Source organism: Burkholderia sp. Bp8984, from assembly GCF_003853755.1.
Classification (GTDB): domain Bacteria; phylum Pseudomonadota; class Gammaproteobacteria; order Burkholderiales; family Burkholderiaceae; genus Burkholderia.
Genome location: NZ_QTQN01000009.1, coordinates 118,488 through 137,944, shown reverse-complemented (window position 1 = coordinate 137,944; position 19,457 = coordinate 118,488). Strand labels below are relative to the sequence as shown.

18 protein-coding genes and 1 tRNA gene are annotated in these 19,457 nt (G+C 68.1%); 14 read left to right on the top strand and 5 right to left on the bottom strand.

All coding sequences use genetic code 11. From position 1 onward, the window contains the following. Window positions 1-174: 174 nt before the first annotated feature. The 14 genes from def to DID98_RS12235 all read left to right on the top strand — a co-directional run bounded on the left by def (window position 175) and on the right by DID98_RS12235 (window position 12,939). The gene (def, locus tag DID98_RS12300; RefSeq protein WP_057924826.1) at window positions 175-678 is read left to right on the top strand and encodes a peptide deformylase; all 504 of its coding nucleotides are present in this window, start codon (window positions 175-177) and stop codon (window positions 676-678) included. Window positions 679-712: 34 nt separating this feature from the next. After that, window positions 713-1,705: a methionyl-tRNA formyltransferase gene (gene fmt / locus DID98_RS12295; protein WP_124570769.1), complete on the top strand. Its 993-nt coding sequence runs from the start codon at window positions 713-715 to the stop codon at window positions 1,703-1,705. Window positions 1,706-1,815: 110 nt separating this feature from the next. Continuing rightward, window positions 1,816-2,457: a LysE family translocator gene (locus DID98_RS12290; RefSeq protein WP_124520559.1), complete on the top strand. Its 642-nt coding sequence runs from the start codon at window positions 1,816-1,818 to the stop codon at window positions 2,455-2,457. A gap of 99 nt (window positions 2,458-2,556) precedes the next feature. Continuing rightward, complete coding sequence (gene htpX, locus DID98_RS12285) at window positions 2,557-3,414, top strand: zinc metalloprotease HtpX (protein WP_006485774.1); 858 nt, start codon at window positions 2,557-2,559, stop codon at window positions 3,412-3,414. Window positions 3,415-3,589: 175 nt separating this feature from the next. Then, on the top strand, window positions 3,590-4,978 hold the full coding sequence (gene rsmB, locus DID98_RS12280) for a 16S rRNA (cytosine(967)-C(5))-methyltransferase RsmB (RefSeq protein ID WP_124486705.1): 1,389 nt from the start codon (window positions 3,590-3,592) through the stop codon (window positions 4,976-4,978). After that, window positions 4,975-5,565 carry a DUF4390 domain-containing protein gene (locus tag DID98_RS12275; protein WP_044847362.1) on the top strand — a complete coding sequence of 197 codons (591 nt, stop codon included), beginning with the start codon at window positions 4,975-4,977 and terminating at the stop codon, window positions 5,563-5,565. The genes rsmB and DID98_RS12275 overlap by 4 nt, the downstream gene beginning before the upstream one ends. Next, the gene (esaS, locus tag DID98_RS12270) at window positions 5,555-7,969 is read left to right on the top strand and encodes a sensor histidine kinase EsaS (RefSeq protein ID WP_124570768.1); all 2,415 of its coding nucleotides are present in this window, start codon (window positions 5,555-5,557) and stop codon (window positions 7,967-7,969) included. Before DID98_RS12275 ends, esaS begins: the two co-directional genes overlap by 11 nt. Beyond that, a complete protein-coding gene (gene esaR, locus DID98_RS12265) occupies window positions 7,970-8,671 on the top strand; it encodes a response regulator transcription factor EsaR (protein WP_124570767.1) in 702 nt (233 codons plus the stop codon). A gap of 60 nt (window positions 8,672-8,731) precedes the next feature. Continuing rightward, window positions 8,732-8,807, top strand: a tRNA-Phe gene (locus DID98_RS12260). A gap of 350 nt (window positions 8,808-9,157) precedes the next feature. Further along, complete coding sequence (gene queC, locus DID98_RS12255; RefSeq protein ID WP_044847355.1) at window positions 9,158-9,892, top strand: 7-cyano-7-deazaguanine synthase QueC; 735 nt, start codon at window positions 9,158-9,160, stop codon at window positions 9,890-9,892. 75 nt (window positions 9,893-9,967) lie between these two features. Continuing rightward, the gene (gene queE / locus DID98_RS12250) at window positions 9,968-10,600 is read left to right on the top strand and encodes a 7-carboxy-7-deazaguanine synthase (RefSeq protein ID WP_124570766.1); all 633 of its coding nucleotides are present in this window, start codon (window positions 9,968-9,970) and stop codon (window positions 10,598-10,600) included. Window positions 10,601-10,618: 18 nt separating this feature from the next. Further along, window positions 10,619-11,071, top strand: a complete 453-nt coding sequence (gene queD / locus DID98_RS12245) for a 6-carboxytetrahydropterin synthase QueD (RefSeq protein ID WP_044847357.1) — start codon at window positions 10,619-10,621, stop codon at window positions 11,069-11,071. A 306-nt stretch (window positions 11,072-11,377) separates the two neighbouring features. Continuing rightward, a complete protein-coding gene (locus DID98_RS12240; protein WP_044847358.1) occupies window positions 11,378-12,163 on the top strand; it encodes an HpcH/HpaI aldolase/citrate lyase family protein in 786 nt (261 codons plus the stop codon). Then, window positions 12,160-12,939 carry a tetratricopeptide repeat protein gene (locus DID98_RS12235; RefSeq protein ID WP_124570765.1) on the top strand — a complete coding sequence of 260 codons (780 nt, stop codon included), beginning with the start codon at window positions 12,160-12,162 and terminating at the stop codon, window positions 12,937-12,939. The genes DID98_RS12240 and DID98_RS12235 overlap by 4 nt, the downstream gene beginning before the upstream one ends. A 101-nt stretch (window positions 12,940-13,040) precedes the next feature. On the opposite strand, the gene rodA is transcribed toward DID98_RS12235, so the two are convergent. The 5 genes from rodA to DID98_RS12210 all read right to left on the bottom strand — a co-directional run bounded on the left by rodA (window position 13,041) and on the right by DID98_RS12210 (window position 19,370). Next, window positions 13,041-14,189, bottom strand: coding sequence for a rod shape-determining protein RodA (gene rodA / locus DID98_RS12230; RefSeq protein WP_044847360.1), 1,149 nt, complete (start codon window positions 14,187-14,189; stop codon window positions 13,041-13,043). An 11-nt stretch (window positions 14,190-14,200) separates the two neighbouring features. Further along, window positions 14,201-16,486 (bottom strand): penicillin-binding protein 2, encoded by a 2,286-nt coding sequence (gene mrdA / locus DID98_RS12225; RefSeq protein ID WP_124570764.1) that lies wholly within the window; start codon window positions 16,484-16,486, stop codon window positions 14,201-14,203. 109 nt (window positions 16,487-16,595) lie between these two features. Then, on the bottom strand, window positions 16,596-17,108 hold the full coding sequence (gene mreD, locus DID98_RS12220) for a rod shape-determining protein MreD (protein WP_009687274.1): 513 nt from the start codon (window positions 17,106-17,108) through the stop codon (window positions 16,596-16,598). Continuing rightward, window positions 17,105-18,187: a rod shape-determining protein MreC gene (gene mreC, locus DID98_RS12215; protein WP_124486700.1), complete on the bottom strand. Its 1,083-nt coding sequence runs from the start codon at window positions 18,185-18,187 to the stop codon at window positions 17,105-17,107. The genes mreD and mreC overlap by 4 nt, the downstream gene beginning before the upstream one ends. 139 nt (window positions 18,188-18,326) lie before the next feature. After that, entirely contained in the window at window positions 18,327-19,370 is a 1,044-nt protein-coding gene (locus tag DID98_RS12210) for a rod shape-determining protein (RefSeq protein ID WP_004189550.1), read from the bottom strand. Between the last annotated feature and the right edge of the window lie 87 nt (window positions 19,371-19,457).

Genomic DNA, 19,457 nt, shown 5'->3' with positions numbered 1-19,457 from the left:
CATCATCCGAAATACTCGACAGGGCCGCGCGCACGAGCGCCCGGCCAATTGCAGGAGGCATGACCCGCGGCGTTGATATGCCGCGCGTCTGCCTCATCTTCATTGCATCCCGGCGGCGGCGCCAGCCGGCCGGATGGCCGATGCGGCACGCCGCTCCACCGAATACCGAACACCATGGCTTTGCTGAACATTCTTCATTACCCCGACAAGCGACTGCACAAGGTCGCGAAGCCCGTCGACAAGGTCGACGACCGGATCCGCAAGCTCGTCGCCGACATGGCCGAAACCATGTACGCCGCGCCGGGCATCGGCCTCGCGGCGACGCAGGTCGACGTGCACGAGCGCGTGATCGTGATCGACGTCTCCGAGGAGAAGAACGAGCTGCGCGCGTTCATCAACCCCGAGATCATCTGGTCGAGCGACGTGAAACAGGTCTATGAGGAGGGCTGCCTGTCGGTGCCCGGGATCTACGACGAAGTCGAGCGTCCCGACCACGTGCGCGTGCGTGCGCTCAACGAGCACGGCGAGACTTTCGAGCTCGACTGCGAGGGCCTCCTGGCCGTGTGCGTGCAGCACGAGATGGATCACCTGATGGGGCGCGTGTTCGTCGAATATCTGTCGCCGCTGAAGCAGACCCGCATCAAGACGAAGATGAAGAAACTCGAACGCGCGATGTGACGCGCGTGTGCCCAGCCCGATCCCGAACGCTGTCATGACCCATACGTTGCGCGTGATTTTTGCCGGCACGCCGGAATTCGCCGCGGCCGCACTCGCCGCGATCCACGAGGCCGGTTTTCCGGTGCCGCTCGTGCTCACCCAGCCCGATCGCCCGGCCGGGCGCGGGATGAAACTGCAGGCGAGCGCCGTGAAGCGCTATGCCGTCGAGCACGGGATGCCCGTCGCGCAGCCGCCGTCGCTGCGCCGCGCGGGCAAGTACCCGGCGGAGGCGGCCGACGCGATCGAGCTGCTGCGCGCGACCCCGCACGATGTGATGGTGGTCGCCGCATACGGCCTGCTGCTGCCGCAGGAAGTGCTCGACATTCCGCGTGCCGGCTGCATCAACATCCACGCGTCGCTGCTGCCGCGCTGGCGCGGCGCCGCGCCGATCCACCGCGCGATCGAGGCCGGTGACGCCGAGACGGGCGTCACGCTGATGCAGATGGACGTCGGCCTCGACACCGGCGCGATGATCGAGGAAGCGCGCGTCGCGATCGCGTCCGACGACACGACCGCCACGCTGCACGACCGGCTCGCCGCCGACGGCGCGCGGCTGATCGTCGATGCGCTGGTGCGGCTCGAGCGCGACGGCACGCTGCCCGCCACGCCGCAGCCGGCCGACGGCGTGACCTATGCGGAAAAGATCGGCAAGCACGAAGCGGCGCTCGACTGGCGCAAGCCGGCCGACGTGCTCGCGCGCCAGGTGCGCGCGTTCGACCCGTTCCCGGGCGGCGTCGCCACGCTCGATGGCGCGGCCATCAAGCTGTGGGCGGCCGAGCCGGTGGCGGCGCGCGGCACGACTGTCGACATGGCGCCCGGCACGATCGTCGAGGCTGCGCCGGAGGGCGTGGTCGTCGCCTGCGGCAGCGGCGCGCTGCGCGTCACGCAACTGCAGAAACCGGGCGGCAAGCGGCTGCCCGCGCGCGAATTCCTGGCCGGCTCGCCGCTCGCCGCGGGCCAGCGCTTCGCGTTGCCTGACGCGGCCTGAGCGTCATTCGACACGGCATCGCGCCCGCGCGCAATCTGCCGGATGGCCGAGTCGCGCAGCGCGGCGGGCGCGCGTAGAATTTCCCTGCGCATTCCGGTTTCGAGGTTCTCATGCTTGGCATCACCCATTTCGGCTTCTTCGTGCTCGCGGTCTTCCTGCTGAACGTCACGCCCGGCCCCGATACGGCGTACATCGTCGGCCGCAGCGTCGCGCAGGGCCGTGGCGCGGGGCTGATGTCGGCGCTCGGCATCTCGGCCGGCTGCTGCGTGCACACGCTTGCGTGTGCATTCGGCCTGACCGCGCTGCTCGCGGCGTCGGCGGCCGCGTTCACGGCGATCAAGCTGGTCGGTGCCGCTTACCTGATCTACCTCGGCGTGCGCATGATCATCACGAAGCAGGCCGCCGCGCCGGCAGGCGCCGAGGCGGCGCAGGCCACGGCCGCGAAGCCGCTGCGCCAGTTGTTCATGCAGGGTTTCTGGACCAACGTGCTGAATCCGAAGGTCGTGCTGTTCTTCGTGTCCTTCTTCCCGCAGTTCGTGTCGGCCGACAGCCCGCACAAGGCGCTGGCGTTCCTGGCCCTCGGGTCGGTGTTCCTCGTGATGAGTACCGTCTGGAGCTGCATCGTCGCGTGGGTCGCGGGTAGCGTCACGCAGCGCTTTTCCGGCAAGCCGGGCGTCAGGAAATGGCTTGATCGCACGGTGGGCAGCGCCTTCGTCGGCCTCGGGCTGCGGCTCGCGGCGACGCAACGCTGAAATTGAATTTTTCCGGCAAGACCTTATCTAACAAATCGCTTACAATTTTCCGCCGTGCATTGTGAAGTCGGCGGGTCCCCTGACGGATAAGGAGTGGGTATGTTCAATTGGGTCAAAACGGCGATGCTGATGGCCGCGATCACGGCCCTGTTCATCGTGATCGGCGGCATGATCGGTGGCTCGCGCGGCATGACGATCGCGCTGCTGTTCGCGCTCGGCATGAATTTCTTCTCATACTGGTTCTCCGACAAGATGGTGCTGCGCATGTACAACGCGCAGGAAGTCGACGAGAACACGGCGCCTCAGTTCTACCGGATGGTGCGCGAGCTCGCCACGCGCGCGAACCTGCCGATGCCGCGCGTCTATCTGATCAACGAGGACGCGCCGAACGCGTTCGCCACGGGCCGCAACCCCGAGCACGCGGCAGTCGCCGCGACGACGGGCATCCTGCGCGTGCTGTCCGAGCGCGAGATGCGCGGGGTGATGGCGCACGAGCTCGCGCACGTGAAGCACCGCGACATCCTGATCTCGACGATCACCGCGACGATGGCGGGCGCGATTTCGGCGCTGGCCAACTTCGCGATGTTCTTCGGCGGCCGCGACGAAAACGGCCGTCCGGCCAACCCGATCGCGGGGATTGCGGTCGCGCTGCTCGCGCCGATCGCCGGTGCGCTGATCCAGATGGCGATCTCGCGGGCGCGCGAGTTCGAGGCCGACCGCGGCGGCGCGCAGATCTCCGGCGATCCGCAGTCGCTTGCCACCGCGCTCGACAAGATCCATCGCTATGCGGCAGGCATCCCGTTCCAGGCGGCCGAAGCGCATCCGGCCACCGCGCAGATGATGATCATGAACCCGCTGCACGGCGGCGGCCTGCAGAACCTGTTCTCCACGCACCCGGCGACCGAGGAGCGCATCGCGCGCCTGATGGAGATGGCCCGTACCGGCCGCTTCGACTAAGTCGCGCAGCGCTCGACACGTCGCCCCGCATGCCCCGCGCTGCGGGGTGTTTCATTTGTGCGCCCCGTAAAGGGGCCGCATGACCTCACGCTACAATGCGCGGTTTGGAATCGCGGCGGCCATGCGGCCGCAGGGTTCCCGCCGCTCGCGGCACCCGTTTGCCGATTTTGCTCCGATGACACGAACCCGTTCCTCCGCCCCGTCTTCCTCCGGCCGCCCGGCGCGCCCGTCCGCGCTGCATCTCGCGCCCGATTCGCTGGGCTTCGCGCTCGACGCGGCCGCGCAGGCAGTCGATGCGGTGCGGCGCGGCACCGCGCTGCCGGCGGCACTGGCCGCGGTGTTCGCGCAGATGCCGGCCGGCACGCAGGCGCTCGCGCGCGGCGCGACGCAAGACGTGGCGTACCGGACGATGCGTCGTCTCGGGAGCGCCGATTGGCTGATCGGCCGGCTCGTCAGCAAAGCGCCGCCCGCGCATGTGCATGCGGTGCTCGCCGGCGCATTCGCGCTGCTGCTCGATCCGGAGGAAACGGCTGCATATCCGGCGTTCACGATCGTCGACCAGGCCGTGACTGTAATCGGCGCGCGACGCGAATACGCGTTCGCGAAGGGGCTGGTCAACGCGGTGCTGCGGCGGTTCCTGCGCGAGCGCGACGTGCTCGTCGCGGCGCTGCAGGACGATCCGGTCGCGCGCTGGAATTACCGCACCTGGTGGGTCGACGCGGTGAAGCGCGCATGGCCCGACGCATGGCAGGCGATCCTCGCGGCCGGCGAGCGCCAGGGGCCGCTGACGCTGCGTGTGAACGCGCGCCGCGCGAGCGTCGACGCGTATCTCGACACGCTGCGTGCGAGCGGGATCGACGCGACCGCGATCGGCCGTCACGCGGTGCGGCTCGCGTCGGCGCTGCCGGTCGATCGCATTCCGGGCTTCGCCGATGGCGTCGTGTCGGTGCAGGACGCCGGCGCGCAGCTCGCGGCCGAATGGCTCGGTGCGCGCGACGGCATGCGCGTGCTCGACGCGTGCGCGGCACCGGGCGGCAAGACCGGGCATATCCTCGAACTGGCCGACGCGGAAGTCGTTGCGCTCGAAAGCGACGCGACCCGCGCGGCGCGCATCGGCGAGAACCTCGCGCGCCTGTCGCTCGCGGCGGACGTGCGCGTCGGCGACGCGGGCGCACCGGACGCGTGGTACGACGGCCGTCCGTTCGATCGCATCCTGGCCGACGTGCCGTGCTCGGCGTCCGGCATCGTGCGCCGTCATCCCGACATCCGCTGGCTGCGCCGCGAAGCCGACATCGCCGCGCTCGTCGCGGAACAGCGCCGCATCCTGAGCGCGTTGTGGCCGCTGGTGAAACCGGGCGGCGAACTGCTCTACGTGACCTGTTCGATCTTCCCCGAGGAAGGTGAATTGCAGGCGCGCTGGTTTGAAGCGGCCTGTGAAGATGCGGTACGATTGGACGCGCCCGGCCAACTGCTGCCGGGCGGCGTGCACGGCGGGGCGGCCGGCGCACGCGACCAGAACACCGATCACGACGGATTTTTCTACGCGCGGTTTCAGAAACGGTGACGATCAAACACCTTTTTCCACTTCGGCTTGCGGCCGTCCTGCTGGTCGCGTTGACGCTGTGCCTGACGGTCGTTCGGCCGGCGCGCGCCGAGTCGATCGCCGTGCAGCGTGCATCGCTGCAGGCTGACGGAAGCGGCTGGAGCCTCGATGCCCGCTTCGATTTCGAGCTGAATCCGAACCTCGAGGATGCCGTCAACAAGGGCATCCCGCTTTACTTCACGACCGATTTCGAACTGGGCCGCGCGCGCTGGTACTGGTTCGACGAGCAGCCGGTGTCGGTGTCGCAGACGATCCGGCTGTCGTTCCAGCCGCTCACGCGCGAGTACCGCGTGTCGACGGGCGGCCTGCAACTCGGCTTCCCGTCGCTGAAGGACGCGCTCGCGGTCGTCCGGCACATCACGTCGTGGCACGTGATCGACCGCAACCAGGTGCGTGCCGGCGAAACCTACACGGCCTCGGTGCGGATGCAGCTCGATACGGCGCTGATGCCGAAGCCGTTCCAGGTCGACGCGGTGAACAACCGCGACTGGACGCTCGGGTCGGACTGGAAGCGCTTTACCTTCACGGTGACCGAACGTGCTAAATAAAGTGCGCCGCGCGGCCAGCGGGAAGAGCCTCCTCGTTCGCGTGATCGTCTCGACCGTCGCGATCACCGCATTGCTGCTGCTCGTGCTGCTCGCGGCCGCGAGCGCGAACACCGAATTCTTCGACCGCTACTACTCGTGGCTGTACGCGACGAACATCGTCGTCGCGCTCGTGTTCCTGCTCGTGGTGCTCGGGCTGATCGGGATGATCGTCGTGCGCCTGAGGAAGGGCAAGTTCGGCACGCGGCTGCTCGCGAAGCTCGCGGTGTTCTTCGCGCTCGTCGGCGTGGTGCCGGGCGGGATCATCTACATCGTGTCGTACCAGTTCGTGTCGCGCAGTATCGAGTCGTGGTTCGACGTGAACGTCGAGACCGCGCTGACGGCCGGCCTGAACCTCGGCCGCGGGATGCTCGACGCGTCGCTGTCCGACCTGCAGACGAAGGCGCGGCTGATGTCCGACCAGCTCGCGAGCGTCGATGCGAACACGAACGGCACGACGCTCACGCTCTTGCGCCTGCGCGACCAGTTCGGCGTGCAGGATGCGACGATCGTCGAGCCGAGCCGCGGCGGCTCCGGCGCGGCGCCCGACCTGCACATCGTCGCGCAGGCATCGGGCAATTTCGCCGCGCTGATTCCGGACGACCTGCCGACACCGCTGATGCTGAGCCAGGCGCGCGAACACGGCGCGTATGCGGCGATCGAGGGCGAGGTCGACGGCGACCCGCGCGCGCACGGCGCGAAGGGCGCGCTGCGGCTGCGTGTCGTGCGGCCGATTCCCGATGCGACGACGTCGCTGCTGCAGCCGGCGGAGCGGTTCCTGCAGCTCACGCAGCCGGTGCCGCCCACGCTCGCGCACAATGCGGACGCAGTGCAGCGCGCGTATCGCGAGTACCAGGAAAAATCGCTCGGCCGCACGGGCTTGCGCAAGATGTACATCGGCACGCTGACGCTCGCGCTGTTCCTCGCGACCTTCATCGCGATGATGCTCGCGCTCGCGCTCGGCCAGCAGCTCGCGCGGCCGCTGTTCCTGCTCGCGCAGGGCACGAAGGAGATCACGGAAGGCGACTACACGCCGAAGCGCGAGATCAAGTCGCGCGACGAGCTCGGCTTCCTCACGCAGTCGTTCAATGCGATGACGCGCCAGCTGTCCGAGGCGCGGCTCGCGGTCGAGAAGAACCGCGTCGCGCTCGAGCATTCGAAGACCTATCTCGAGAGCATCCTCGCGAACCTGACCGCCGGCGTGTTCGTGCTCGACCGCCAGTTCCGGCTGACGACGGCCAACCGCGGCGCCGAGCGCATTTTCCGCCAGCCGTTCGGCGCGATGATCGGCACGGCGCTCGACCGGATCGGCGTCGTCGCGGAATTCGGCGCGATGGTGCGCAAGGCGTTCGCCGATCGCGAAGCGGCGTCCGACGACGGCGGCGGCGACCGCGGCCACTGGCAGCAGCAGTTCGCGATCGAAGTGCCGGGCGAAGCCGATCCGCTGACCTTGCTCGTACGCGGCACGCGCCTCGTATCGACCGTCGAGGGCGAGGCCGACGATCCGCAGACGTCCGGCTACGTCGTCGTGTTCGACGACATCTCCGACGTGATTTCCGCGCAGCGTTCGGTCGCATGGGGCGAGGTCGCGCGGCGGCTCGCGCACGAGATCAAGAACCCGCTGACGCCGATCCAGCTGTCGGCCGAGCGGCTGCAGATGAAGCTGTCCGACAAGCTCGCGCCGCCCGATGCCGACGTGCTCAAGCGCGGCGCGACGATGATCGTCAACCAGGTGGCCGCGATGAAGCGGATGGTCGACGACTTCCGCGAATATGCGCGCACGCCGCCGGCGGTGCTCGCCAACCTGCAGCTGAACGAACTGGCGAGCGAGGTGCTCGGGCTGTATGGTGTCGGCGAAGGCAAGAGCGCGATCGTCGCCGAACTCGCGCCGTCGCTGCCGGTGATCCGCGGCGACGCGACGCAACTGCGCCAGGTGATTCACAACCTGCTGCAGAACGCGCAGGATTCGGTCGCGGACGTCGCGCATCCGCGTGTGTTGATCGAAACCAAGACAGTAGAATATGGCGACCCCGACGCCGAGGGCAAAACGCGCGTCGCGGTACGTCTTACCGTGTCCGACAACGGGCCCGGTTTTCCGGCACGCATCCTGACCCGTGCGTTCGAGCCTTACGTGACGACGAAGGCGAAGGGCACGGGGCTCGGATTGGCCACGGTCAAGAAAATCGTCGATGAGCACGGCGCGCGGATCGATCTGCGCAATCGCATGCACGGCGAGACCGTCGAGGGTGCGCAGGTGTCGATCCTGTTCCTGCAGATGGCGAGCGATACGCCAGGCGTCGAATCCGGCGCGCAGGGCGGGGCGGCTCCCGCCAAGACAAAAGCAAGTGTGCAGACAAAGGCAGCGTAAATGGCAACCATCCTGGTGGTAGATGATGAAATGGGCATCCGGGAATTGCTCTCGGAGATCCTCAGCGATGAAGGACATGTCGTCGAGGCGGCGGAGAACGCGCAGGCCGCGCGGGAATACCGTCTGAATCAGGCGCCCGATCTCGTGCTGCTCGATATCTGGATGCCCGATACCGACGGCGTCACGCTGCTCAAGGAATGGGCGGCGCAGGGCCTGTTGACGATGCCCGTGATCATGATGTCCGGGCACGCGACGATCGATACCGCCGTCGAGGCGACGAAGATCGGCGCACTCGATTTCCTCGAGAAGCCGATCGCACTGCAGAAGCTGCTGAAGTCCGTCGAGCACGGTCTCGCGCGCGGCGCGGCACCGGTGTCTGCCAATGCGGCGGCGAAGGCGGGCGGCGGCCAGGCATCGGGCCCGGCGGCGGTCGCGTCCGCGGCCGCGCTGCCGACGCTCGGCGACGACGTGGCCGCGGCGCTCGGCCTCGCGGGCCAGACGGCCGCGATTCCGTTCGACATCCCGTTGCGCGAAGCGCGCGACGCGTTCGAACGCGCGTACTTCGAATATCACCTCGCGCGCGAGAACGGCAGCATGACGCGCGTCGCGGAGAAGACGGGCCTCGAGCGCACGCACCTGTATCGCAAGCTCAAGCAGCTCGGCGTCGAGCTCGGCAAGAAGCCGTCGGAAGGGGCCGTATAAGAAATTTCACGAAACCCCTTGTGCGACTCAATAAAGCTCGATATACTTTGCTTCTTCGTTGGCCCGGTAGCTCAGTTGGTAGAGCAGCGGATTGAAAATCCGCGTGTCGATGGTTCGATTCCGTCCCAGGCCACCAGCAGTTCCAACCCCAAGAATCGGAAGGTTCTTGGGGTTTTTCGTTTGTGGTGGGTTCGCGCGGCATTGGCGGTGCGCCCGGCAGCATTCGCCGGGGCGTGATAAAATCCGTGCCCGCTCAATGACTTAGCGCATCGCTTCATGCGCACGGCAAGGCTGCCCGCAGGCGCTGCCGTGATGTGCGGCAACGAAGCCGCGCGATGGGCGGTATAAGCGCTCCGCCGCGTTCGCGGCCGACCGCGCTGCCTATACTGGTCGAGCCGGCGCAGGCCGGCACGCGTCGGGCCGCCCGGCGGCAGCCGGCCCCGGGGCGCAGCGCGACGCGAGCCTACACATTCACGGAGTATCACGGTGATTCGGACAGACGCTAAAGACGGCGCGCTCGTGTTGTTTTCCGGCGGGCAGGACTCGGCCACGTGCGTGGCCTGGGCCCTCGAACGCTACCAGACGGTCGAGACGCTCGGCTTCGATTACGGCCAGCGCCACCGCGTCGAACTCGAATGTCGCGAAGGCGTGCGCGACGCGCTGAAGCGTCAGTTTCCCGCCTGGGCCGACCGCCTCGGCGACGATCACATGGTCGACCTGTCGGTGCTCGGCGCGATCAGCGATACCGCGATGACCCGCACGATCGAGATCGAGACCGCGGCGAACGGCTTGCCGAACACGTTCGTGCCGGGCCGCAACCTGCTGTTCATGACGATCGCGGCCGCGATCGCCTATCGCCGCGGCTTGCGCGTGCTGGTCGGCGGGATGTGCGAGACCGATTTCTCGGGCTACCCGGACTGCCGCGACGATACGATGAAGGCGCTGCAGGTCGCGCTGAACCTCGGCATGGACACGCGCATGGTGCTCGAGACGCCACTGATGTGGCTCGACAAGGCGCAGACCTGGCAACTCGCCGAGCAGCTCGGCGGCGAGGCGCTCGTCGAGCTGATCCGCGTCGAGACGCACACGTGCTACGTGGGCGAGCGCGCGGAACTGCACGACTGGGGCTTCGGCTGCGGCGAATGCCCGGCCTGCAAGCTGCGCAAGCGCGGCTACGAGGCCTACCTGAAGGGCGAGCGCGTGACCGAAGCACCGCTGTGACGCGGGTGCGCCGGCAGCGCTGGATGGATAACGGATTCTGATCGACAACGAGCGGCGCGAGCCGGACGAAGCACGATGACTTACGCGGTCAAGGAAATTTTCTACACGTTGCAGGGCGAGGGCGCGAACGCGGGCCGTCCGGCCGTGTTCTGCCGGTTCGCCGGCTGCAATCTGTGGTCGGGCCGCGAAGAGGATCGGGCGGACGCCGTGTGCCGCTTCTGCGATACCGACTTCGTCGGCACCGACGGCGAGAACGGCGGCAAGTTCAAGGACGCCGACGCGCTCGTCGCGACGATCGCCGGCCTGTGGCCGAACGGCGAGGCGCACCGCTTCGTCGTCTGCACGGGCGGCGAGCCGATGCTGCAGCTCGACCAGCCGCTCGTCGACGCGCTGCACGCGGCGGGCTTCGAGATCGCGATCGAGACCAACGGCTCGCTGCCGGTGCTCGAGACGATCGACTGGATCTGCGTGAGCCCGAAGGCCGACGCGCCGCTCGTCGTCACGAAGGGCAACGAACTGAAGGTCGTGATCCCGCAGGACAACCAGCGGCTGGCCGATTACGCGAAGCTCGATTTCGAGTATTTTCTCGTGCAGCCGATGGACGGCCCGTCGCGCGATCTCAATACGAAGCTCGCGATCGACTGGTGCAAGCGGCATCCGCAGTGGCGGCTGTCGATGCAGACCCACAAATATCTGAACATTCCCTGAGCCACGGCTTTTGACATCGTGCTGATTACCCGAAAACTCGAATTCGACGCGGGCCACCGCATTCCCGATCACCGCAGCCAGTGCCGCAACCTGCACGGCCATCGCTACGTGCTCGAAGTCACGCTGCGCGGCGATCTCGTCGATACCGAGGGGGCGCCCGACCGCGGCATGGTGATGGACTTCGCCGACGTGAAGGCGCTCGCGGTCGAGCACCTCGTGAACAAGTGGGATCACGCGTTCCTGGTCTATGCGCGCGACGAAGTCGTGCGCTCGTTCCTCGAGCAGATGGCCGACCACAAGACCGTCGTGCTCGACCGGATCCCGACCGTCGAGAACCTCGCGGCGATCGCGTTCGACATCCTCGCGAACGTGTACGACGCGCACTACGGTGTGAACCTGCGCCTGGAGCGCGTGCGCCTGTACGAAACGCCGAACTGCTGGGCCGACGTCGAGCGCCAGCCCGGCCGCTGATCCTGCCTTCCCGGCAGCCCCGCCAGCCGGCGCGGGCTGCCTGCCGCCGCGCCGCGCGGCCTCGCCCGGCGCCGTTCCCCGCCTGTTCCCACATTCCGCGTGACGCCGCGCTATGATCGTTGCGTGGCACCGGAAAACACATCCGTGCGACATCGCGCGGCCCGCGCTGTCAGATCGGCTGCTCACGACCGACTGACGTTCCAGGGCCCGGTCCGGCGCCGCCGGGCATCGCGGCCCGGCGCATTGCGCCCGCTTCGCCCGTTGCTTGTCCCGTTCGATTGCCGTTCCGTCCAGGAGCCCGTATCGATGAGCACGCTCACCAATTCCCTCAAACAACGCCTGCACGACGGCGACGAGCCGCTGTACGGCCTGTGGCTGTCGCTCGGCTGCGATTCGGCCGCGGAAGCGCTCGCCCACGCCGGCTACGACTGGCTCTGCATCGACATGGAGCATGCGCCGAACGACAGCCGCGACGTCGCGTCGCAACTGCGCGCGCTGGCTGCCGCGCACCTGCCGAGCGAGCCCGTCGTGCGCGTGCCGGGGCGCGAGCCGTGGCTCGTGAAGCGCGCACTCGACGCCGGCGCGCGCACGCTGATGTTCCCGTGCATCGAGACGCCCGACGAGGCCGCGCACGCGGTGCGGCTCACGCGCTTCCCGTCGCCGGATTCCCCCGACGGGCTGCGTGGCGTGGCCGGCATGGTGCGTGCGGCGGCGTTCGGCATGCGCCGCGATTACCTGCAGACGGCGAACGCGCAGGTCGCGGTGATCGTGCAGATCGAATCGGCGCGCGGTATCGACGAAGTCGAGCGGATCGCCGCGACGCCGGGCGTCGACTGCCTGTTCGTCGGCCCGGCCGATCTGGCGGCGAGCCTCGGGCACCTCGGCGACAGCCGCCATCCGGACGTCGAAACCGCGATCGCGCGCGTGCTCGCGGCCGGCAAGCAGGCCGGCGTCGCGGTCGGCATCTTCGCGAGCGATACCGCAACCGCGCGCCAGTATCGCGAGGCCGGCTTCCGGATGATCACGCTGTCGGCCGACGTGAGCTGGCTGCTGCGTGCGACGCGCCAGGCATTGCAGGAGGTGCGGTCATGAACGATGTCGACGGCGCGGGGCACGAAGGTGTGCGGCTTGCGGCCGGCGTACGCGGGCGGATCGGCGCGCTGCTCGGGCTGTGGGCCGTATGCGTCGCGGCGGTTGCGCAGAATGCGCCGCACGCGAAGCCGGACCCGGCGCGCGAGACGCAATCCGCGGTGGCCGACTACAACGCGGGCGACTATCGCGCAGCGCTGGTGCAGTTCCACGACGCGGCCGAACGCGGCGACCGGCTCGCGCAGTTCAACTACGCGATGATGCTGCTCACGGGTGTCGGCGTGACCGCGAACGTCGACGAAGGGCTGCGCTGGCTGAAGCGGGCGGCCGACGCGAACATGTCGCATGCGCAGTACGTGTACGGGCGCATGTTCGACGACGGCGAGTTCGTTGCGCGCAACCCGGCCGAAGCGCACCGCTGGTTCCTGCGCGCGGCGAAGCAGGGGCACGTGCAGGCCGAGCTGTCGCTCGCGAACCAGTTCCTCGACGGGCGCGGCACGCCGCGCGACAACCGGCGGGCGTTCGAGTGGTACAAGCAGGCGGCCGACGCGGGCGAGCCGACCGCGCAGTACGTGACCGCGTCGTTCTACGAGCGCGGTGGCGACGGCGTCACGCAGAACCTGAACATCGCGCGCGCGTATTACGCGGCCGCGGCCGCGCAGGGCGACGAGACGGCCGGGCTGAAATTCAAGGAACTGAGCGCGCGGCTCAAGGCGCAGGAGCCTGCATCGGGCGCCGGTGCGGATCATGGGAGCCCGCGCGCGACGCCACCGCAGTGAGTAGGCAGCGCCGGCGCCATGCGATACGCGCAGAACGAAAAAACGGCGCCGAGGCGCCGTTTTTCATTACTTTCGACTGCGTGCCGTGTCGCGCCGCGCCGTCAGCTCTTCATCAACCGCCGCTGTCGCCCGACGCTCATGATCATGCCGATCGCGACACCGAGCGTCGCGAGTGCGGTGCCGCCGTAACTCATGAACGGCAACGGCACGCCGACGACGGGCAGCACGCCGCTCACCATCCCGATGTTGACGAATGCGTAGACGAAGAACGCGAGTGTGAGCGAGCCCGCGAGCAGCCGGCCGAACAGCGTCGCGCCCTGCGCGGCGATATAGAGCCCGCGTGCGATCAGCGCCATGTACAGCGTCAGCAGCACGAGGCCGCCGGCGAGCCCCCATTCTTCCGAGAACACCGCGAAGATGAAGTCGGTGTGCTTCTCCGGAATGAATTCGAGGTGGGCCTGGGTGCCCTTCAGGTAGCCCTTGCCGAGCGCGCCGCCCGAGCCGATCGCGATCACGGCCTGGATCGTGTGGAAGCCCTTGCCGAGCGGGTCGGAGGTCGGATCGAGCAGCGTGCACACGCGGTGCTTCTGGTAGTCGTGCATCAGCGGCCACTGCACTTCGGGCTGGCAGATGCGCTCTTCGAACACGGCGATCGAGCCGACCGCGATCACGCCCGCGACGAGCACCGGCACGATCAGCTTGAACGACAGGCCCGCGAGGTAGATCACGAAGAAGCCGGCCGCGAACACGAGCAGGCCCGTGCCGAGGTCGGGCTGCTTCGCGATCAGGCCGACCGGCACCAGCAGGATCGCGAACGCGGCGATGAAGTCGTACCAGCGCAGCCCGCCTTCGCGGCGCTGGTAGTACCACGCGAGCATCAGCGGTGTCGCGATCTTTAGGATTTCCGACGGCTGGATCACGACGCCGACGTTCAGCCAGCGCTTCGCGCCCTTCTTGGTCATCCCGAACAGCGCGACGGCGACCAGCAGCGTGACCCCGAACGTATAGAGCGGGACCGCGAAGCGCATCAGTGTCGTCGGCGGGATGTTGGCGATCACCCACATCAGCACGAACGTCAGCAGGATGTTGCGCAGCTGATCCTCGACGCGGCCCGGCATGTCGATCGACGCGCTGTACAGCGTGACGATGCCGACGCACAGCAGCAGGAACACGATGAGGGCGAGCGGGCGGTCGAAGCCCGCGAACATCTGCTTGATCTTGTCGAGCCAGGCGCGCTTGTCGAATTGCATGCCTTTCTCCGTTAATGAGCGGTGCCGGCGTTCACCGCTTTCGCGGAGGCCGTGACACGGAAGTTGTCGTCGCGCGGCGCGGCGGCGAGCGGCTGCGCGTCGCTGGCGGGCCGGCGCGGCCGGTGCGGGCGCCGGATCGGCGGCAGGCTCGCGGCCCTCGGCGCCGCGGCGCTCGCGTCGGCGGGCTGCGCCGCGCTTGCCGCGGCCGCACCCGGCGCATCGGGCGCCGACGCGGCCGATGCCGCATCCGCCGCGCTGGCCGCGGCCGGCACGACCGGCTGCGGCAGCGCCTTGAAGCCGGCCGCGACGGACACTGCCTTCGAGGCATCGCCGATCACCGGTGCGCTGATCGGCTCGGTCGCCGACGCGGCGGCGGCGACGGCAGCCGCCTCGTTCTCCGGTTTCTGGCGCTCGACGAGGTAGAAGTCGAGCACGCGGCGCGCGATCGGGCCCGCGGCCTGCGCGCCCCAGCCGCCGTTCTCGACGACCAGCGCGAGCGCGATCTGCGGATGGTCGACCGGCGCGTACGCGATGAACAGCGCGTGGTCGCGCAGGTGCTCGGCGAGCAGGTGGCCCTTGTAGTTCGAGCCCTGCAGCGAGAACACCTGCGCGGTACCGGTCTTGCCGGCCGCGAGGTACGATGCGCCGCGGAACACCTTGTACGCGGTGCCGGACGGATTCTCGATCACGTTCTCCATCCCGCGCTTCACGACATCGATGTCGGCCTGCTTGAGCGGGATCGTTTCGCTTTCCTTCGGCACGGTCAGGTGGCGCCCGCGCGTGATCGGATCCTCGACTTCCTTCACGAGGTGGGGCTTCATCACGACGCCGTTGTTCGCGAGCGTCGCGGTGGCATGCGCGAGCTGCAGGATCGTGTACGAGTTGTAGCCCTGGCCGATCCCGAGGCTGATCGTCTCGCCGTCGAACCACTTCTGCTGCGCGGCCTTCTTGAACGCCTTCTTCTTCCAGTCGGTCGACGGCAGGATCCCGCGCGCCTCGCCCTGGATGTCGATGCCGGTGATCTGGCCGAAGCCGAACGGCTTCATGAAGTTCGCGATCGCGTTCACGCCGAGATCGCGCGCGAGCATGTAGAAGTAGGTGTCGTTCGACACCATGATCGCCTTGTTCATGTCGACCCAGCCCTGGCCCGAGCGCACGTCGTTGCGGAACGTGTGCCCGCCGAACGTGAAGTAGCCGGGATCCTGGAAGCCCCAGCCCGGCGTGCGCTTGCCGAGCGTCAGGCCGGCCAGCGCCATGAACGGCTTGTACGTCGAGCCGGGCGGGTAGGTGCCGTGCAGCGGGCGGTTCAGGAGCGGCTTGTCGGGCGAGTTGTTCAGTTCGTCCCAGGTCTGCTGGTCGATGCCGTCGACGAACGAGTTCGGGTCGAAGCTTGGCGACGACACGAACGCGAGCACGTCGCCCGTCTTCGGCTCGATCGCGACGAGCGCGCCGCGCTTGCCGGCGAACGCCTGCTCGGCGACCTGCTGCAGCGCGATGTCGAGCGACAGCACGAGGTTGTTGCCGGGCGTCGCCTGCGTGCGCGACAACGTGCGCACGGGCCGGCCGCCGGCCGTCACCTCGACTTCCTCGAAGCCCGTGAGGCCGTGCAGCTCGGTTTCGTAGCTCTGCTCGACGCCGATCTTGCCGATGTAGTCGGTGCCCTTGTAGTTGTTCGCGTCGCGACGCGGATCGTAGTGTTCCTGGTCGCTGTCGTTGTCGTCGCTCATCGCGTCGATGCGATCCTGGTCGCGCTTCGAGATCCGGCCGATGTAGCCGATCACGTGCGCGGCCGTCATGCCGAGCGGGTACTGGCGGAACAGCCGCGCGCGCACGTCGACGCCGGGAAAGCGGAAGCGCTGCGCGGTGAAGCGCGCGACTTCCGCGTCGGTGAGGCGCGTGCGGATCGGCAGGCTCTCGAAGTTCTTCGAGTCTTCCTGCAGCTTCTTGAAGCGGCGGCGGTCGCGCGCGTCGATCGGGATGATCTCGGACAGCTTGTCGATCGTGTTGTCGAGCGTGTCATCGAGCTTCGACGGCGTGATCTCGAGCGTGTAGGCCGAATAGTTCTTCGCGAGGACCACGCCGTTGCGGTCGGTGATGATCCCGCGGTTCGGCACGATCGGTGCGACCGAGATGCGGTTTTCCTCGGCCTGCAGCGCGTATTTGCCGTGCTGCATCAGCTGCAGGTAGAAGAAGCGGCTCGCGAGCAGCCCGAAGCAGACGAACACGAACACGCCCGCCGCCGCGACGCGCAGGCGGAACTTCGAGAGCTGCTGTTGGGTGTCGTTGAATTCGGTCATGCGGTTACGATCGATCTGGCCCGTGCGCGGCGAGCGCGCGCGGGCGAGGAGCCGCCCCGGAGCGCGGCGCGCGGGCGTGGGGGCGGCGGGTATTCAAGGTCGGTCCGGCTCAGATGGGGCGCGTATCGTCCGGGTCGACCGGACGGCGTTGCGGCATCAGCAGCAGGTGGCTCGCGATCGGCCACAGCGCGGCCTCGACGAAGCCGTCCACCAGATAGCGCCAGCCGGGAAACGCGGCGCCCATCACGAGGCGGATCACGAACGGCACCAGCTGCGCGACGACGAGCAGCGGCGTGACGTACAGCACCTGCACGCCGATCGGCATCCACAGCACGCGGCGGTGGATCGTGATCGCGCCGTACGACAGCAGCGTATAGGCGAGCGCATGCTCGCCGAGCAGCCCCGCGTCATGCACGTCCATCAGGATGCCGAGCGCGAACGCGACGCCCATTCCGACCTTGCGCGGCTGGTGGATGTTCCAGAACAGCAGCACGAGCGCGACGAAGTCGGGCACGCCGGGCAGGCGGCCCCACGGCATCAGGTTCAGCAGGAACGCGGCGGCGAGGCTGAAGACGATGAAGTACGGGTTGACCGGCTGCAGGATGTATTGCGGGCGGTTCATCGCTGGGCTCCTGGTTGCCCGGCCGCGGGCTTCGCGGGCGCGGCGGCGGGCTTGGCCGGAGCGGCGGGGGCGGCAGGTGCAGCCGGCGCCGGTTTCGCGCCGGGTGCGGCCGCGGCGGCCGGCTTCGCGTTCGCGTCGGCCTTCTCGGCCTTGTCGGCTTTGTCGCTCTTCGCGGCGGCCTTCGCGCCCTTCTTGCCCTTCGCGTTCTTGTCGGCCGGCTCGGGCTCGGCCGGGCGCGGCGGGACATCGTTCTGGTAATGCAGCACGAGCATCTGCCGCGCGCCGCGCACGGCGGCGACCGGCGCGCAGGTCACGCGCGCGAACGCGGTATCGGCGAGCTTGTCGACCTTCGCGACCTTCGCAACCGGTAGGCCCGGCGGATAGACGCCATCGAGGCCGCTCGTGACGAGCTCGTCGCCCGCGACGAGGTCCGAGCTCGTCGGCACGAAGCGCAGGTCGAGCGAATCGCCCTTCGGCGTGCCGTAGATCACGCTGCGCAGGCCGGTGCGCAGCACCTGCACGGGAATCGCGAGATCGCGGTCGGTGATCAGCGTGACTTCGGCCTGCAGCGGGAACACGCGCGTGACCTGGCCGATCACGCCGTCCTCGCTGACGACCGGCGCGCCGTTCTGGATGCCCTGCTGCGAACCCTGGCCGATCACGATCTTCTGCGTGAACGGGTCGCTGGTGTCGTACTGGATCTCGACCGGCGTCGAATGCGTCGCGATGTGCTGGCGCAGCTCGAGCACGGCGCGCAGATGCGTGTTTTCCTGCGCGAGCACCGCGGCCTGGTTGGCCTGCGTGGACAGCTGCAGGTTGCGCTTGCGCAGCGCGTCGTTCTCGTGGCGCAGCGACGCACCGGTGACGGCGATGTCGGCCGCGCCCATGAACAGGTCGCGCGGCACGAGCGCCGCGCGCTGCAGCGGGTACAGCACGGTGCCGAGCACGCCGCGGACGATTTCGAGCGTGCTGAAGCGCGCGTCCGATACGAGAAGCGCGATGGCGAGGGCGACGAAGAAGATGAGCCGCGCGAGCGCGGGCGGACCTTGCTTGAAGAGGGGCGGCGGACTGTATTCCATGGTCGGCGCCGGGCGCGTGGCGATCGGTTAAATAATGCTCAGACGCGCGAACGGCGTGGCGGTTCGTTCTGAACGAGCGATCCGGCCACGCCGCGGGTGCGCCATATCAAACGGGACTGCTTAGGCGATCACTCGTCGATCACTCGTACGAGAAGATGCTGCCCAGCTTGTCCATGCGTTCGAGCGCCATGCCCGAACCGCGTACGACGCAGGTGAGCGGATCTTCGGCGACGAGCACCGGCAGGCCGGTTTCTTCCGCGAGCAGGCGGTCGAGGTCGCGCAGCAGTGCGCCGCCGCCCGTCAGCATCATCCCGCGCTCGGCGATGTCGGCGCCGAGTTCCGGCGGCGTCTGCTCGAGGGCGATCTTCACCGACGACACGATCTGGTTCAGCGGATCGGTCAGCGCTTCGAGGATTTCGTTGCTGGAGATCGTGAAGCTGCGCGGAATGCCTTCCGACAGGTTGCGGCCCTTCACTTCCATTTCCTTGACTTCGGAGCCCGGGAACGCGGAGCCGATTTCCTTCTTGATCGCCTCGGCCGTCTGCTCACCGATCAGCATCCCGTAGTTGCGGCGGATGTAGTTGACGATCGCTTCGTCGAACTTGTCGCCGCCGACGCGCACCGAGCCTTTGTAGACGATGCCGCCGAGCGAGATCACGCCGACTTCCGTGGTGCCGCCGCCGATGTCGACGACCATCGAGCCGGTGGCTTCCGACACCGGCAGGCCGGCGCCGATCGCGGCCGCCATCGGCTCCTCGATCAGGTAGACCTGCGATGCGCCGGCGCCGTGCGCGGCTTCCTTGATCGCGCGGCGCTCGACCTGGGTCGAGCCGCACGGCACGCAGATGATGATGCGCGGCGACGGCGAGAACATGCGCGACTCGTGCGCCGTCTTGATGAACTGCTTGATCATCTGCTCGGTGACGGTGAAGTCGGCGATCACGCCGTCCTTCATCGGGCGGATCGCCTCGATGTTGCCCGGCACCTTGCCGAGCATCTGCTTGGCTTCCTTGCCGACTGCCTGGATCGTCTTCTTGCCGTTGGGGCCGCCTTCCTGGCGGATCGACACGACCGACGGCTCATCGAGCACGATGCCCTTGCCGCGCATGTAGATCAGGGTGTTTGCGGTGCCGAGGTCGATCGCCAGATCGTTGGAGAAGTAGCTGCGCAAAAAACCGAACATTCAGAATCCTGTTTCGCTCTGGGCCGGCCCTGCATAGCGAACGCTGAGGGCGGGCAGCGGAAAAAATAACAGCCTCGGGAAGCGTGG